Raw genomic sequence first — 16,688 nt, 5'->3', positions numbered from 1 at the left:
TAGCAATCTCTCAAAGAAACGTCCACTTGTCTACCCAAAGCGGAACTTAGTTTGAGAATTTAGCTTATGTTAATTAGTCTTCACTTTTCCTTTCCAAGAATCCAAGCCATAAGAAAGGATATAAATCTCAGAAAAACCTTGTTTTTTCAAGTAAAGGGCTGCATTTGTGACACGTTGCGCACGTTGGTTTTCGTAGAGAAGGACAGGTTTGTCTTTACGAAGGGCTACAAGACTAGTTTTCAACTGACTTGAAGGAATATTGCGAGCCCCAAGAATATGTTTTCTGTGAAATTCTGCTGGGTCGCGCAAATCAATCAATTGACCCGTACGAATCAAGGCTTCAAACTCCTCATTGTCCACGATTTTAGCTGCACGGCGAATACGAAGATAGTTAAAGCCCATCCACGCCAACATTGCTAGTATTAGTGCCCACAAAATCCAAGTAACCATTAGTTCTTTTCTCCATTTTTCTCAATATAATCCAATTCTACCTTGTGCTCTCTGCGAAGAACCGCTTCTGCTTCTAGATAGTCTAATTTGTCCATCAACCCTGCATCGTAAATCCGTGAGAGTTCCAACTTCATCAGTTCAATATCATATAAGCGTTTTCCCATGTAAACAATGATACCAAATCGTTTGAGGAATTGCTGCACATCATAGAATGTTTTCATAAAATCCATTCTAGCAAAATTTTGTGTTTTTTTCAAGAAGAGAATCACACAATGCCCCTTATTTTCCTATCATCTTTGGCGATTCTGACGCAAGTGTGGTACAATAAAAACATGAGAATTCAACAATTACACTATATTATCAAAATCGTCGAAACTGGCTCTATGAATGAGGCAGCTAAGCAGCTCTTTATCACCCAGCCGAGTCTTTCCAATGCTGTGAGAGATTTGGAAAATGAAATGGGGATTGAGATCTTTATCCGCAATCCCAAGGGTATCACCTTGACCCGTGATGGGATGGAGTTTCTCTCCTATGCCCGTCAGGTTGTCGAGCAAACTCAACTTCTGGAGGAACGTTATAAAAATCCTGTCGCCCACCGCGAACTCTTTAGCGTTTCGTCTCAACACTATGCCTTTGTGGTCAATGCCTTTGTCTCTCTACTCAAGAAAAGTGATATGGAAAAATACGAGCTCTTCCTTCGTGAAACTCGTACTTGGGAGATTATCGACGACGTCAAGAACTTCCGTAGTGAGGTCGGTGTCTTATTTTTTAACAGCTACAACCGTGATGTTTTAACCAAAATGCTGGATGACAACCACCTGCTGGCTCACCATCTTTTTACCGCTCAGCCTCATATCTTTGTCAGCAAGACCAATCCTCTGGCAAAGAAAGATAAGGTCAAACTAGAAGACTTGGAGAACTTCCCTTACCTCAGCTATGACCAAGGGACGCACAACTCCTTCTACTTTTCAGAAGAGATTCTCTCGCAGGAATACCACAAAAAATCTATCGTAGTCAGCGACCGTGCTACCCTCTTTAATCTCTTGATTGGTTTGGATGGTTATACCATTGCGACAGGGATTTTGAACAGCAACCTCAACGGAGACAATATCGTTTCTATCCCACTGGATATTGATGACCCAATTGAGCTGGTCTATATCCAGCATGAAAAAACCAGCCTATCTAAGATGGGCGAACGCTTTATTGACTATCTACTAGAAGAAGTTCAGTTTGATAGTTGAGAAATCAGCAAGATTTTATTATAATAAGCAAAAAAACAAAAGGAGTTTAATATGAAAAAGGTTTTACTTGCTAGTGCAGTTGCCTTATCTATTTTAGGATACACTCAAACAACTGCCCAAGCTCAAGAAAATAAAGCAGAGTCAGTACGCGAAAATGTAACAATTCCTCATTCAAGTACTTCAAAAATCGAAAACCAAGAAAAATCGAAAGAGAAGGTCGAAAAAACAGACAATTCTTCTAAAATTGATGATAAAGAAGAAAAAACAGAGAAAAAAACTCCCGCCACAGAAGAGAAGAAGTCTGAAGTAAAAAAAGAAGAAAAAGTTGAAAAAGTCAAAGAAGGTTGGCAGGAAGAAAATAATAACTGGCGCTTTTACGAACACAACAAACCTGTTACCAACTGGAAAAAAATCCAAGGAAAGTGGTACTACTTCAATAAAGATGGCCATCGACTAAGCAATACAACCTTTGATGGTTATGTTTTCAATAAAGATGGAGTGATGGCTGAAAACGGTTGGAACTTTATCAATGGAAAATGGTACTTCGCTAATTCTTCTGGAAAAATTTCTCAGAATAAATGGGAGAAAATTGGTGGTGCTTGGTATTACTTTGACAAAGATGGAATCATGCTTAGTAATACAACTTTTGATAACTATTTACTGACCAAAAGTGGAGCTATGGCCACAAACGGCTGGGCAAAAATCGACCAAAATTGGTATTATGCCACATCCTCTGGAAAAATCTCTCAGGAAAAGTGGGAGAAAGTCAATGGTTCTTGGTACTACTTTGATAAAAAGGGAATCATGTTGAGCTCAACTACATTTAAGGGCTACCTATTTAATAACAGTGGTGCTATGGCTGAAAATAGCTGGGTAAAAATTAAAGATACCTGGTTCTATGCGAACGCATCTGGAAAATTTGTCCAAAACAAATGGGAAAAAATCAGCGGTTCTTGGTATTCTTTTGCTCAAGATGGAGCTATGTTAGCCGATAAATGGTCGGGAAGCTATTATCTAAAAACCAATGGAGCCATGGCTGATAATGAATGGATATTTGATAAAAACTATAACAGCTGGTTCTTTTTGAAGCGTGGTGGAATGTATGCATCAAAAGAATGGATTGGAGCTTACTATCTCAAAGCTGGTGGTTATATGGCTAAAAAAGAGTGGATTTACGACGACACTTATAAGGCTCGCTACTACTTAGATGATAACGGACATTATGTTTCCGGAACTTACAAAATTGACGGTAAAGACCATCTATTCCACAAAAATGGTCAATGGATTTCTGAGGTCTCAAAAGAAGTTGGGTTTGTAAAAGGCCAATACAGTAGAACCATCTTTTTAGATCCTGGACATGGTGGAAGAGACTCAGGTGCATACTATTACAATGTCGCTGAAAAAGACCTCAACATGCAGGTGTATCGTAAATTACGCAAAAAGTTAGAAGAACTTGGCTACAAAGTTCTCACTTCACGTGATAGTGATATTGATGTAGATTTTGTTACAGAACGTTCTCGTATGGTTAACAAGACTAACTCTGACATCTTTATCAGTATTCACTTCAATGCGACTGGTAATGCATACTCAAAATCTAGTGGAATTCAAACCTATTCCTACAGTGATGATCCTGATTATCCAAGTAAAATCAACCCATACTGGCATAACCATCCTGACCGTATAAGTGAGAGCAAGCGCCTCGCAGCAGCTATCCACTCTTCATTGTTAGCTGAGACTGGTGCTAAAGATGCTGGTTTATTGGAAAGAAGCTTTGCCGTTCTTCGAGAAACTGCTAAACCAGCCGTCCTCCTAGAGCTTGGTTATATAGATAATTTCGCTGAAAATCAACAGATTCGAGATAGCCACTATCAAGATAAGCTTGTAGCAGGTATCGTGAAAGGAATTCAAAAATATTACGCTGGTAAGTAAAAAAGGGTCTCGAGAAATCTCGAGGCCTTTTCTATTTGTCTTCTTTTGTATCTTTATCAGGAAAGAGGTATCCAATACCAATGCAAGCTAGTACGCCCGCTCCAATTACCAAGCCACTTGAAATTGGCAAAAGGTCTAAAATTGCATTTGCAATGATAAAAGCAATAATTAAACACATCAGACTAGCCTTGTAGTCTTTTTTCAAAAAATTCTCTAGAGTGAAAAAGAGGAACAGACCAACCGGAATCAGTGACCATAGGTTGACATCCAAACTTGGCCATCCAACAGAACCAAAATACAAAACCAAAGCTGAAACTAGCAAGAATCCAATACCTAATAATTTTTTCATTTTTATCTCCAATTGCTTTTTTATGAACTTGAGTTATCTGATAGTGACGCCTCACGTCCCTTACAAAAATCATTATAGCAGAGGTCAGTTTCAAGAACAAGCTCTGTTGCCTATCTGGTCTCTATATCAGTCTAAGTGGTTGAAGTGTTAAGATAAAAGAAAAGAAGCCCTAATGAGCTTCTTCATTCTAGCGATTGCAACAGTATTTCTGAACTAAAACAATCGAAAGTTAGATTCTAAACTAGTTTTTTCTAGTTATTATTTTTCTTTTCCTTAGATTCTAGAGAAGTTTTGATTGCTTCGCGTTCAGCCTGTAGTTGAGCTAAATTCTTCTCCTCTTCCTCAAGTTTACTAGTATCTGGTTTAACACGATAATAAAAATTTTCTGGTTCCGTAAACATACTAGGACTTTGTCCAGCCACAAGTCTATCTTCAGCAGTATTTGATTGATCAGTATACTGTCCAGCGGACTTGACAATGCCTCTAGGTATTGCATATAGCACAGCTCCTCCTGCCATTAAACCTTTTGGCCATATACCAAAAGAAGCTGTATCAGATTTAGGACGTTCTTGACCTTTTGGGACTTTTAATTCATAAGTAGATTCAACTTTTTGACCATCTCTATAGCCAATTGCATATATTTCACTAGACTCATTAATAGAGTCATTAATAACAAATTCTTTACCCGAAGCTGTACGCCATGTACCTTTCAAACTAGATAAATCGTTATTTCTTAGTGCTTCAATATCCAGTTTCGGAACAGCAGTTTCTTCTTTTAGCTTATCCACTAACTTCTCTGACTCAGCTACTTTGCTATCTAAACTAGCTAACTGTTCCTTGAGTTTTTGAATTTCCTCTTCTTTCTTCTTCTTAATCTCGGATGCTTTCGAAGCATCTGTCGCTTCTTGACTTGTGTTCTCTTTTTTAGCAACTGAAGAAATAGCTTCATTTGACTCTTTCTTTGCGTTAGGTGAGAATAAGAAGAGGCTTGCTAGGGTTGCAACAACCAAAAGACTAATAGCAATGCCAATATAGACTTTTATTTTAAAAAACTTACCTCTAATCATAGCTGGAGAAGATCCTTTCACTACCTTCGACACAGTTGATTTCGGACCATTTTTCTTAGTCATAGTATTCCTCCTATTTTTAACTATATTTCATCAATATTTTAGACAAATTCGTAATATTTTGTCAGTATCCATGAATAGATGGATTTTCAAAAGAAAACCAATCAACTAATCCTAAAATATTGGCATCAATAGAATCATTCATTAAACTCTATATCGATTTTATTAAAATAAATTATACCATAATTTTTAATAATTTTATATATTTTTATAGTCTAACTATGATAATTAAAAGGAGCTATCCTTTCATATTATTCACTTATATTATGTTTATAAAAAATCTAATAAGCGTATTTACTTATCATATTTCATATAGCCTGTACTTCATCAAATAAATCTTGAGTTTTTACGATAATTTTAAAAACACAATTTTTAATCTATAGTTCGATACCGTATTTTGTGAAATCAGTAGAATCCAAAAAATCTTCCTATCTGTAATAAGAAGATTTTTTGTTATCTAAATTAAGTCCATTAATACATTCTAAAAGAGTATAATTATCAATGTAAACTTAAGAATTAAGTATTAAATAGTAATTGTCAGCAAACTGTTTAACCATCACAGTATCTAATCTCAACACATAAACATCTTTTCTATAGATTTTGCCTTAATCTTGATCTTTTTTCTTCAATCCAAGAAATGCTCCTACTATAAACAATATTCCAGCAATGAATGGTGTAAGAACTGCTCTAACTGTTCCGGTTTTTGGCAACTTATCAGAATGGTTAGTATCCGACTTACTATCAATGTTAGTATGTTTATTAGCTCTGTTCTCTTGTTCATTAAGATGGACTTCCTTCTTATTTTCAAAGTTTTTATCAAGAACTGTAGTCCTAACATTCTTAGTTGAATCAGGTTTTTGTGAATGATTTGCTCTTTGTAAGTCCTCTTTTCTATGACTTTGATTTAATTGACTAGGATTTACCTGTGGGTTATCTTTCTTTTTGGATACATCAAAAGTAGGTTTATTTTCCTCCTCCTTTTTCTCCTCTATTTTCTTGAATACAGGTTTTATAAGGGTATCTTTTGATAGATTAAGAACATAGCCAGCATCTTTTTTCCCTTCGAAACCAGCAATTTCCCAACCATCAAATTGATAGCCTTCTTCTAATTCACCCTTATAGACAGGTAAAATGAAATCTTCTTCCGACACTATCGTTGAACTCATTTTTTTTCCATTTTGAATGGTCACAGTTACTGTATGAGGTTTTAGTTCGCTTACCTCTCCCGTATCTTTGTTTAAAATGAATTCTTTTACGGTCGTATTTCTTGCAAAATCTTTTACAACAATTTTAATGTTTAGTGTCTTGTCTGCTATTTGTTTAATATCATCAAATGATTTGTATTCTTTTCCATTTACATAAATATGTTGTTCTTGAATCTCACCATCGAATCCATTATTTCTTTTATCATTGATACTAAAGACTACAGATTTTCCATCAGCATATTCGATACTAGTATTTCCTTTTGGATTAATCTTTACTTCTGGTTTGACATTATCATATAAAAATTGATAGTGTACTCCAACCGCTTTCGCATTCAAATCGCTATAGCCAGTTTGAAGGTAAACATTTCCATCCATATCTGTTACCTTATCTGGAAATCCGTTTGCTTTATAGTCTTTCATCCCCCAGTCCATGATGTCACCGTCTTTAACATTAAGCTTAATGTTAAAATCTCTAGTGTTATCAATGTGTAAATCTCCGTAGATTAAATAATTATCTACAACAGATTCATTAACTCTCAACTCCCAGTTAAAACCACCCTTATCAGAAATCTTACCTCTTAAATAGAATTCTGGATTTCGTACATAAATTTTATTAGATTTAGATGGATTAAAGTAGTTCTTGTCCATTGAAAGATTTACTGGTTTTGCATCAATAAATAACGTAGAGCCATCTTCTTTTATAGCTTCTACATTGGACTTATCCTCTCCTGTGTACTCTTTACCATCCTTACCAAATAATACAAGTTTAGAAGAATCTGTCACAAGATTTCCATCTTTATCGATTGCTTCCCCTTTATCATTCATTTTAAATGTAAACACTTGATACCTTACAATGTTAAAGCCGTCCAAAGCCGACATTAATACTGATTGAGTACTTCTTCCATCTTCAACATTTCTACTATCAGCATAAATTATTTTTTCTGATAAGACTCTTAGATTAGGATTGGCCTTTTGTATTTTTGCTATATCTTCCTGGCTATAAACTCCATTTCCTTCTAACATATCCGTTTTTCCAGGATTATAGGTAGTCACTTTTAGTGCATAGCCTTTTCTCAGAATGATATTATCCTTTAATAGATATTGTTGCTTTTCTGAATCAGAATAGATTTTACCAGATTCCATGTCCGTTAAATTGTTTGGTTTGTTTTTTGAAAGATCTCCTTCTCCTAATTCTATTACATTCCCATAACTTGATGCATAGGGATATTCTGTTTTAGTTTCCTTATTTTTTTCAGGCATTCTAATTTTAGTTTCAGCTTTTATCTGATCATCATCTTTAACAAAGAATCTCATATCTCCTGAAAAAGCTAATCCATCCACAATATCATTAATATTAGCGTATAAATCAAATGTCATCGTTTTTGAGTGGGAATCATACTTAGTCGTTTTGATTTCTATAGATTTATAGTTATTGCCATAATATACCTTGGCATTTTTAGAAACATTACTTATCTTTCCAAGAATTTCAAAGTGACCATCTTTAGACGGGCTCAGAACACCATAAATTTTTGATTTGATTTCGTCAAGTTTTTCAGTTTCATATTGTAAGGCGCTACCATCGTCATAAGCAATGATATTTCCCTTATCATCGTATTTATAATCGTATTCTTCTGTCCTCTTACCAGTTTCACTTGTAAAGTCATCAACTTCTCTAAATTTCTTTTTAATGAGTTTCTTCAAGTCTTTACTTTCAAACTCTCTAATTGTTGAAATAGTTTTATGAATAGTCAAGCTAGATTTTTCTTCGATAGACTCTTTATTGTCTTGATGATTTTCTTCCTCAGTTGTATCTTTTTTAAGACTATCATCTTTGACGCTTTCTAAATTTTTAAATTTAGATTCTGCAATCTCTCCAAGCTTTTGGTATTTAGATGAATCTTGATCAGGATCTACTAGATAATAGGAAATCATCCCCTTTTCATCAGCATAATCAGCAAATTTAATTCTATGAATCTTTGTGAAATTGCTAGAGCCATCTAGTGCAATGACTTCAATGATTTTTCCTCTTAAATCTCCTGCACCTTTAATTTCATAAATGGTATTTCCGTCTTTGTCAAGTTTCCTATTTCTTCCTTGACCCTCACCTGCATAAGTTACTTCAAGATTTTTCTCAACCTCTCCATCTTCATTAACAAGAGCGGCTCCTGCATACCAAACTTCGTTGGCAATTTCGTCAAATTTTTCAGGATGTTCTTTCTGATCTCTCGCAAATAAAGTTTCATTCTTGTATTGCTCTTTGACCTTGTGATAAGTATCCTTTGTGATCAGCTTAATTTTTTCAGGATTTGAAAAATCAATCGACACAATCTTAGGGGCTGTGTTATCAATTTTTACAGGAATATAGGAAACCTGCCATGGGTAATCTTTAGTTAATCTATATTTAAATTTATAGAAATATTGACCTTCCGCAATCGGTTCAAATTGACCTCTTATCTTAGTAGCAGGATCTTTAGTATCCTTGCTTTCTGGTGCATTTTCTTCTCTACCTCTAGGGTTATAAATGAGTCCATCCCATTTCAAGTCACCCCAAACTTTTAGTTTAGAAGATTTGATTCCCTTTGCATCATTTCTTTTAGAGTTTAAAATTCCTTTAATAAAGTGTTCTCTCGAAATGACTTTTAAGTCTCTTTGATTTTCTCCCTCTTTATTTGTATTCACTATTGAAATCAATCCTTCTTCTGCACTTCTTAATACAAGTGGAGAAGGTGTTAATCCTCTCTCAAGTTGAGCATCTTGAGGATTTCCATTTGAATCTAAAGGATAAATTTTAGCAATATTAGAACCACTTGATGAGGGTGCGTTTATCCCTTCGTTATTGAAAGCAAACAATTCTGGATTTTGATCTAGGGATGTTGTATTTTTATCTTTTCTATTTTGTATAACTCCTGCTGGATTAAATTTATCTATACCATGTTCTCCACCAATCCCCTTATTTAATGTTCCTGGAATTTTCGGTTTACCATCATCATCATAACCTTCCATTGTTTTTGATTTTGACCCTTCTTCCCAGGCCCATTTATCAAGGATTGGTTCATGGTTCCAATTCCCAGCAAATCCCATTAGAGGCATCGATAAAGAAGGTTGGAAATTTGTTTTCTTCCCATTGGAGTTTAGAGCTTCCATTTCTTCCACTGACTCAAAATGAATAAATGATTCTACAAATTTATTTTTGTTTTTGGCCTCCCCAACATTTATAACCGCATTTAAATCAAAGCTAGAATTTGGTCCTATAGTGAAAGTGTCATGCTCAAATGTGATATTTGCTCCTTTGACTTTTTCTGGGTGAATTTCTGGAACAATTTGCTTCCCATCTGGAGATTTTTCGTCTTTGTATGTTTCATCCAGTTTGAGTCTGTCAGTTAGAGCATCTGTAGTTACGGTTGATGCTGAAACTTTAAAGGTCAAAGGTCTGTTTGATGTATTGTGAAGCTTAATTGTAAAATATTTTTTATCTCCTTTTATTTCTTTAAGGGAAATAGAACCATAAGAGTTTACCAAGCCTTTAGAATCCATGTTTTTAAAAGTCGCTACGACTTCATTTCTCAAAGCATTGGCAACATTAATTAGCCCTGCCCCCTGTTGTCTAGGTGATGCAAAGTATTGACTTTTTTCTTTCCAAGAAGTCGCATCCATCATAGGACGTGCAGTATTTTGTAGGGCTATTTTTGTAAGACTTGTAAGATCTATTTTGTCATCTCCCTTAAGATTTTTCAATACAGGTCTTTCAAGCATTTCCTTTAACTTTGGCCTAATCAAAACAGTAGAAGCTGCTACAACTGGAGTTGCCATACTAGTTCCTGACATATAGCCATAAGTTGATTTCCCATTAATGACATTAAGAGTGGATTTAATGTTTTTACCAGGTGCTGAAACATCAGGTTTTAAAAGTAAATCTGTTCTTGGCCCCCAAGATGTAGACCCTGCTGGAACTATGATATCTTCTTTATACAGTTCTTTGTCGGTGTCAGGTGCAAACTTAAAGTCAATTTCTTTTTCATCACCTACATTCGGTTTATTAGAATTATAGCTTGCCATATCAATTGGATAGTATTGCTCCAATTTATCTTTAAAATCTTCTTTATTATTTCTTTTGACTTTAGTTTTTTTATCAGGGTTAATCATATTCCATAGCTTTACACCATCATCTCCTGAAATTGAGAAAACTTGACTAGTAGTTCCTTCATCCTCCTCATATCCCATAGCTGGGAGCTCTGTCCAATTATCTCTATTGTAGTAATTTACAGTATTTACAACCATAATGGCGCGTGCGCCCTTATCCGTTGCTCGTTTAAAAGCATTTTTTAAATCCTTTGTATAAATTCTATCCATTACTGCAATTTTGCCCTTAAGATCCAAACCTATCAAATCTTGGTCTTGACCTTTGCCTATATATACAAATTTCAATTTACTAGGAGCTTTTGAACCATCTTCGTTTGTTATGATTTTATTCTTATCGAAAAAGGCCCCTATATTTCTGTATTTAAAACTTTCTCCTCCAATCTTAACTTTATCAAACTCAACTGTTTGATTTTTAGCAGAAGCAACTGCTATCGCATCTTCATGTGCTGCAGTTCGTGTTACATTTCCAGTGTCGGTCATTTTCAGATTATTATTTGCTACTAAATCCCATGAAGAACTTGAAGCAGAAGTCGCATAGTTACCTGTAGCTACGACCATTGGAATGCCTGCTTTTCTTAATGCTCTAATAGCTTGCCAATATTTCTCACCTACAAGACCTGTTCCTGTAAAGCCAGATGATACCGAAACAACATCAACATTGTGTTTGATTGAATCTTCAATAGCATGAAACATTGTTTCATCCCCTGCGAAGCCAGATCCTGCGTCAGAGTACATTTTATAAGAGAAGATCTGTGCATTAGGAGCAATTCCATCTATTCCGTTAAAGTTTTTGATATCTTTTTCAGTATCATTTCCCGCAAGAATTCCTGCAATATGCATCCCATGTGGATCAAAATAATCGCTTCCATCATCAGATTTTTCTACAGTAATTTTACCACCATTATAATAATTGAAAGCATGAGGAATTTTATCGCTCAACCAGAAATTTTTATCAGTACCTTTTAAGTCTTCTTTTTTAAATTTCATTGAGCTTTTGGCATCATCATCGATTCTCATAGCCTTATGTCTATAATCAGTCCCAGTATCGATGTTTGAAATGACCATACCTCTACCATCAAAATTTTTACCAAATGGTGCATTGATAGATTTTAGGTAATCGATTGCCTCTTCAACTCCAATTTCTTTTCTAGCATGATTCATCATAGGTTGGACTTTTTGTGATCGTTCAACCGATGAAATACCTTCTATTAGTTTAATTTTGTCCAGAGTATCTTTGGTTGTTTCAATAGCGCTACCGTTAAAAATTCTATCATAAGTATATAAAACCTTTGTATTCTTAAGATTTGATAGTTCCTTGATTGCTTTTTCTCCAGATTCTTTATCTTTAAATTCAGCAATATAGACAACTCTATCTTCTTTTTTGGGACTTTCCGTGTCTTTACTTGCAAACGAGTCTGCATTATCTCCTTTGTATTGATTGGAATCTTCTTTTTTGATTGTTGCTTTTTCATTGTTAGTTTTATTGTCTATCACAGATTCTTTACTAACAACTTCTTTTTCCTCAATAACTGTTGTTTTCTTCTCTTCAGTATCCTTTGAAGTTTCTATAGCATTATGAATATCTTCATGTTTTTCTTTGTTTTCTTTTTGTTTACCTACTACTACTTTTTCTTTATCAGAGATACTTAAAGCATCTTCAGAACTAGATGTATCTGCTAAGACTACCTCATTAGGGACATATGCTGCTAAAATAACTGCAGCTGTGGTTAATGACAATACTGTACTTTTTTTCATTTTAATTCCTTACATATTTATTTAACTTCCAATAGATAGAAAACTTTAACTTTGCTAGCCTTTGTTATAAAAAGTTTTACTAAGTATTATCTAGGAAATAGAGTAGTACATTTATATATAATTGTTAGCTCTCTGAAAAATAGTATATCAATTAAAAAAATTTAAGTCAAGAAAAATTAAGTGGTGTTAATTTTATTTTTAATATGTGTTAAAAAAGATATAAAAATTTCGTACTTAACTGAGATACATTATAAGCACATTCACACCATCAAAAATAGTAGCAATCAAGTTGAAGCACTACCAGAGTTACAAAAACAGACATAATTGATGCAATAACAATGTTGTGTAACAACATAAATAACCGATAAGAACTAGGCTTAACGGTTATTATATACTTATCTAATTTTTTTCAAATCTTCAGTCATATGTTCACCTATGACCTAGACTTTACGAGTGCCTTGCTCGGCCAACTGATACTCAATGAAAATCAAAAAGCAAACTAGGAAACTAGCCGCAGGCTGTACTTGAGTACGGCAAGGCGACGTTGACGTGGTTTGAAGAGATTTTCGAAGAGTATAAGCTAAATCGGCTATTACACTTACAGTATAGCACTCTAAGAATAGGTGTCAAGAAATTTTCATCTCTATTAAAAAAAGCCTGTCCTGAGACAAGGCTTTGATAGTATTCAACTTAAGAACCCGCACTTTCGTAGGCATCTAACCCCCTATCCCAAAGTTTAAGGGAAATGACAAAGAAAACCAGAGAAATCAACATCAAACCTCCGATGTTAAAGATTACATCCTTGTCCTGCAAGAAATAGCTAGCAGGATAGTAGGCCGTAAAGGCAAATGGCACGATAAAGCTAATCAACCATCGAAGGAGCGAATTGTAAATGGAAATCGGGTACTTGGCAAAGTCATTAAACATATAGAAAATGTAAATCATAGCGCCTGACTGCTTGGTCCAAAAAGCGATACTGGCTGTCGCGATTTTCAAAGAAGTATAAATCAAGGTCGCAAAAGGAATACAAACTAGGAAAAGTAGAATTTTAGGAAGAGACCAAGCAATGCTAGTCACTGTTGTTGCTAGTAAAATACCACCAACCAAAAGTTCCCCCAAAGCATCAATTTGAAATGTCTCAACTAAGATGTGAAAGAGAGGATTGATAGGACGAGTCAAATACTTGTCAAACTCCCCTTTTCTCACCAAGCGTTGCCCCAGTGCCCAGAGATTGTCAAAAAAGAGATGGTCCAAGCCCTTGGGAATCAATGAAAAACCATAGATAAAGGCAATTTCTTGAAAAGTCCAGCCTTCTAGGGATGGGATGTGTTGAAAGATGACATTGAGAAACAAGAGATTCAAGCCTTGAGTCAAAAAAACTCCCAGCACACCAACCACAAAATCCACCTTGTATTCCATAATTTGTTTGATGTATTGTCTAATAAAAATCAGATGCATGCGTTGATATTTTTTCATACTAACCTCCTTGAATGGTGATAAATGACTGGACTCGTTTCCAAATCAACTGAGACAAGCCCACCATCACTAAGAGCCAGAAAAACTGCAAAGCGAGCGCTTGAAGAATTTGACTGGCATCGTATTTCCCGACGATAATCATAACCGGAGTATAAATCAAAGATGAAAAAGGCAAGAAGGACAGAATATCTGAAACAATCTTTGGAAAGAAAGCCAAGGGAATCAAACTTCCAGACATAAAGGCCACTATGGAGGTCTTAAGTAGGTTGGAACCCCATAGATTTTTAAACACAAAGGCAGAAAATCCAAAACAGATATTAAAGAAAAAGTTAATCAGGTAGGCGATCGTTAGGCTAAAGAGGTAAAGGACAGTTAAACCCAACACTTCAACAACGCCTTGCCCAGACATGATTTTCATCAAGACAATGACACTTAAAAATGGAAGGCCAACGCTGATAAAAATCAACCACTTTGACCCAAGCTCGGTAAAGAGATAAGAAGCCGCAAAATGCACTGGTCTCAACAAGCGCATGATAATGGAACCGTCCTTGACCTCCCCTCCAATCATAAAGGAAGAATCGGACCTAGTTAGAAGATTGGTCACAAAACTCATAATGATATAGAGGGTGATATCTGCCATACTAAAGCCCTGAATCAAGGACTCTTGCGAAGAATCAAAGACAGCCTTCCAGAGATAAAAGGCCACAAAAGCACCCATGACATCGCCAATCCGATAGAGAATAAAGTTGACTCGATAGGTAATCAATTCCTGAACACCTGCATTTATAAAGGGTTTATAACGTCTCCACAATTTGACCATCTTAGAGCTCCTTTCGATAGAAGCGGCGGATAATATCCTCGATATCCGTATCCACCATCTTCAAATCGCGGATCTCAAAATCAGACAGGGTTTGCTTGATAATGTCAGCTGACTGGTAGCGAGAACTATCAAATTCAATGTTGAGACTATTCCCTTGTCTATCAATTGTCATATCCGAAAAGCCTTCATAGTGAGAAAGGAGATGACTTTGACCTGGTAGCAGTTCAAAAGAAAGAGTCTTCATCTTGCCAAAGGTTTCCTTGAGTTGGCTCACCGTTCCATCAAAAATCTCCTGCCCCTTGTCAATCATAAAAATACGATCACAAAGTTGCTCAATATCACTCAGGTCATGAGTGGTCAAGAGAATAGTAGTTTCTTCCTCCTGATTGATTTGGGTAATAGCCCGACGAATATTATCCTTGACCGAAACGTCCAGACCAATGGTCGGTTCATCTAAAAAGAGAACCTTGGGATTGTGAAGCAAGGAAGCCGCAATATCCGCCCGCATTCGTTGACCCAGTGAAAGAGTTCGCACGGGATCCTTGATAAAGTCCTTCAAATCCAAGACTTCATTCAAAAAGTCCATACGCTTATGGAAGAGCGAATCTGGCACATCGTAAATCTCTTTCAAAACCATGTAGGTCTCTTGCAGGGCCAAATCCCACCATAGCTGGGTGCGTTGTCCAAAAACAACCCCAATATCCTTGACATAATCTTGACGATTGTCCTGTGGAATCTTGCCGTTAATCCGACAAAAACCAGATGTCGGTTTCAAAATCCCTGTCAGCATTTTAATGGTTGTTGACTTTCCAGCACCATTAGCCCCAATGAAGCCTAAAATCTGGCCTTTTGGTACTTCAAATGTCAAATCCTTGACCGCTTCAAATGTCTGCTTTTCAGGATGAATAAAAGAGCGCAAGGCTCCCTTCAAGCCCGGTTCCTTAACAGTCTTCACAAAATTTTTCTGAAGATGTTCCACTTCTATCATTGCCATAAATCTCTCCCTAGCGCAAGGAATAACAACATTGTATTTTCAACTACAAACATTCTAAATCCTTACTTTCTAAACCTGCTACATTTTATTATTACAGAAGGCTCTATACCAACCTATTATAGTCCAATAAAAACTGAAATGCAAGCGTTTGCTTGCAGTTTGTGAACTTGAAAATTTTTCTCTTAAAAAGGTATTTTTAGATCAAAATTCTAGTTTAATCGTTTCCTTAAAACACACAAAAAACCCACCCAATGGGCAGGTTTTCTCTGTATTATTCAGCTAGATTAAGCTTTACCTTCTGAACCGAATACGTCGATACGTTCTTCAACTGATGCTTGGATAGCTTTTACACCGTCAGCCAAGAATTTACGTGGGTCGAAGAGTTTTTTCTTGTCGTATTCTGCTTCGTTTGCTTCGTAGTCACGAGCAAATTTACGAGTTGCGTTAGCGAATGCGATTTGGCATTCAGTGTTAACGTTAACTTTCGCAACACCAAGTTTGATAGCTGCTTGGATTTGCTCATCAGGAATACCTGATCCACCGTGCAATACGATTGGGAATCCAGGAAGAGCTTCTGTCAATTTTTGCAAGTGGTCAAGGTCAAGACCTTCCCAGTTAGCTGGGTAAGGACCGTGGATGTTACCGATACCAGCTGCCAAGAAGTCGATACCAGTTTCAACCATTGCTTTAGCGTCTTCGATTGGAGCCAATTCACCTTTACCGATGATTCCGTCTTCTTCACCACCGATAGTACCAACTTCAGCTTCTACTGAGATACCTTTAGCGTGTGCTTTTTCAACAACTTCTTTAGCCAATTTAAGGTTTTCTTCAACTGGAAGGTGTGAACCGTCAAACATGATTGAAGTGTAACCAACTTCGATACACTCAAGTGCATCTTCGTAGTGACCGTGGTCAAGGTGGATAGCTACTGGTACAGTGATACCCATTGACTCAACAAGGTTAGCGATCAAGTTGCGAGCAACTTTGTAACCACCCATGTATTTAGCAGCACCCATTGAAGTTTGGATCAAAACTGGAGCTTTTTTAGCTTCTGCTGCGCGCAAGATAGCTTGAGTCCACTCAAGGTTGTTTGTGTTAAATCCACCAACTGCATAACCATTGTCACGAGCTGCTTGGACAAATTTTTCTGCTGAAACGATTGCCATTTTATCAGGCCTCCTGTATATTTTTATGGGACATCC

Annotated in this window: 11 protein-coding genes; 2 read left to right on the top strand and 9 right to left on the bottom strand. The window is 36.1% G+C overall.

Annotation, left to right across the window (positions count from 1 at the left end; genetic code table 11):
• Positions 1-69 precede the first annotated feature (69 nt).
• Entirely contained in the window at positions 70-450 is a 381-nt protein-coding gene (locus CBI42_RS05670; protein WP_049487910.1) for a rhodanese-like domain-containing protein, read from the bottom strand.
• A complete protein-coding gene (locus CBI42_RS05665) occupies positions 450-719 on the bottom strand; it encodes a YqgQ family protein (RefSeq protein WP_179211369.1) in 270 nt (89 codons plus the stop codon). The genes CBI42_RS05670 and CBI42_RS05665 overlap by 1 nt, the downstream gene beginning before the upstream one ends.
• A 63-nt stretch (positions 720-782) precedes the next feature.
• On the opposite strand from CBI42_RS05665, the gene CBI42_RS05660 reads away from it, so the two are divergent.
• A complete protein-coding gene (locus CBI42_RS05660; RefSeq protein ID WP_042750500.1) occupies positions 783-1,691 on the top strand; it encodes a LysR family transcriptional regulator in 909 nt (302 codons plus the stop codon).
• 51 nt (positions 1,692-1,742) lie between these two features.
• Positions 1,743-3,620, top strand: a complete 1,878-nt coding sequence (locus CBI42_RS05655; RefSeq protein ID WP_094753465.1) for an N-acetylmuramoyl-L-alanine amidase — start codon at positions 1,743-1,745, stop codon at positions 3,618-3,620.
• Between the two features lie 31 nt (positions 3,621-3,651).
• On the opposite strand, the gene CBI42_RS05650 is transcribed toward CBI42_RS05655, so the two are convergent.
• The 7 genes from CBI42_RS05650 to CBI42_RS05610 all read right to left on the bottom strand — a co-directional run bounded on the left by CBI42_RS05650 (position 3,652) and on the right by CBI42_RS05610 (position 16,652).
• On the bottom strand, positions 3,652-3,969 hold the full coding sequence (locus tag CBI42_RS05650; protein ID WP_004269832.1) for a hypothetical protein: 318 nt from the start codon (positions 3,967-3,969) through the stop codon (positions 3,652-3,654).
• A gap of 251 nt (positions 3,970-4,220) precedes the next feature.
• Entirely contained in the window at positions 4,221-5,099 is an 879-nt protein-coding gene (locus tag CBI42_RS05645) for a DUF6287 domain-containing protein (protein WP_179211368.1), read from the bottom strand.
• Between the two features lie 602 nt (positions 5,100-5,701).
• Positions 5,702-12,196, bottom strand: a complete 6,495-nt coding sequence (locus CBI42_RS05640; protein ID WP_094753464.1) for a S8 family serine peptidase — start codon at positions 12,194-12,196, stop codon at positions 5,702-5,704.
• 690 nt (positions 12,197-12,886) lie between these two features.
• Complete coding sequence (locus CBI42_RS05630) at positions 12,887-13,672, bottom strand: ABC transporter permease (RefSeq protein ID WP_094753463.1); 786 nt, start codon at positions 13,670-13,672, stop codon at positions 12,887-12,889.
• 1 nt (position 13,673) lies between these two features.
• On the bottom strand, positions 13,674-14,492 hold the full coding sequence (locus tag CBI42_RS05625) for an ABC transporter permease (protein WP_094753462.1): 819 nt from the start codon (positions 14,490-14,492) through the stop codon (positions 13,674-13,676).
• Position 14,493: 1 nt separating this feature from the next.
• Positions 14,494-15,486, bottom strand: coding sequence for an ABC transporter ATP-binding protein (locus tag CBI42_RS05620; RefSeq protein ID WP_094753461.1), 993 nt, complete (start codon positions 15,484-15,486; stop codon positions 14,494-14,496).
• 284 nt (positions 15,487-15,770) lie between these two features.
• The gene (locus CBI42_RS05610; protein WP_001019001.1) at positions 15,771-16,652 is read right to left on the bottom strand and encodes a class II fructose-bisphosphate aldolase; all 882 of its coding nucleotides are present in this window, start codon (positions 16,650-16,652) and stop codon (positions 15,771-15,773) included.
• Between the last annotated feature and the right edge of the window lie 36 nt (positions 16,653-16,688).

Source organism: Streptococcus sp. KR (assembly GCF_002238115.1).
Classification (GTDB): domain Bacteria; phylum Bacillota; class Bacilli; order Lactobacillales; family Streptococcaceae; genus Streptococcus.
Note: the sequence above shows the minus strand (reverse complement) of the source record. Positions and strands in the feature narration are given on the sequence as shown.

Coding starts and splice junctions, on each gene's coding strand:
- CBI42_RS05645 (WP_179211368.1), bottom strand. CDS start 5,099: ATGACTAAGAAAAATGGTCCGAAATCAACTGTGTCGAAGGTAGTGAAA.
- CBI42_RS05625 (WP_094753462.1), bottom strand. CDS start 14,492: ATGGTCAAATTGTGGAGACGTTATAAACCCTTTATAAATGCAGGTGTT.
- CBI42_RS05630 (WP_094753463.1), bottom strand. CDS start 13,672: ATGAAAAAATATCAACGCATGCATCTGATTTTTATTAGACAATACATC.
- CBI42_RS05640 (WP_094753464.1), bottom strand. CDS start 12,196: ATGAAAAAAAGTACAGTATTGTCATTAACCACAGCTGCAGTTATTTTA.
- CBI42_RS05660 (WP_042750500.1), top strand. CDS start 783: ATGAGAATTCAACAATTACACTATATTATCAAAATCGTCGAAACTGGC.
- CBI42_RS05655 (WP_094753465.1), top strand. CDS start 1,743: ATGAAAAAGGTTTTACTTGCTAGTGCAGTTGCCTTATCTATTTTAGGA.
- CBI42_RS05610 (WP_001019001.1), bottom strand. CDS start 16,652: ATGGCAATCGTTTCAGCAGAAAAATTTGTCCAAGCAGCTCGTGACAAT.
- CBI42_RS05670 (WP_049487910.1), bottom strand. CDS start 450: ATGGTTACTTGGATTTTGTGGGCACTAATACTAGCAATGTTGGCGTGG.
- CBI42_RS05650 (WP_004269832.1), bottom strand. CDS start 3,969: ATGAAAAAATTATTAGGTATTGGATTCTTGCTAGTTTCAGCTTTGGTT.
- CBI42_RS05620 (WP_094753461.1), bottom strand. CDS start 15,486: ATGGCAATGATAGAAGTGGAACATCTTCAGAAAAATTTTGTGAAGACT.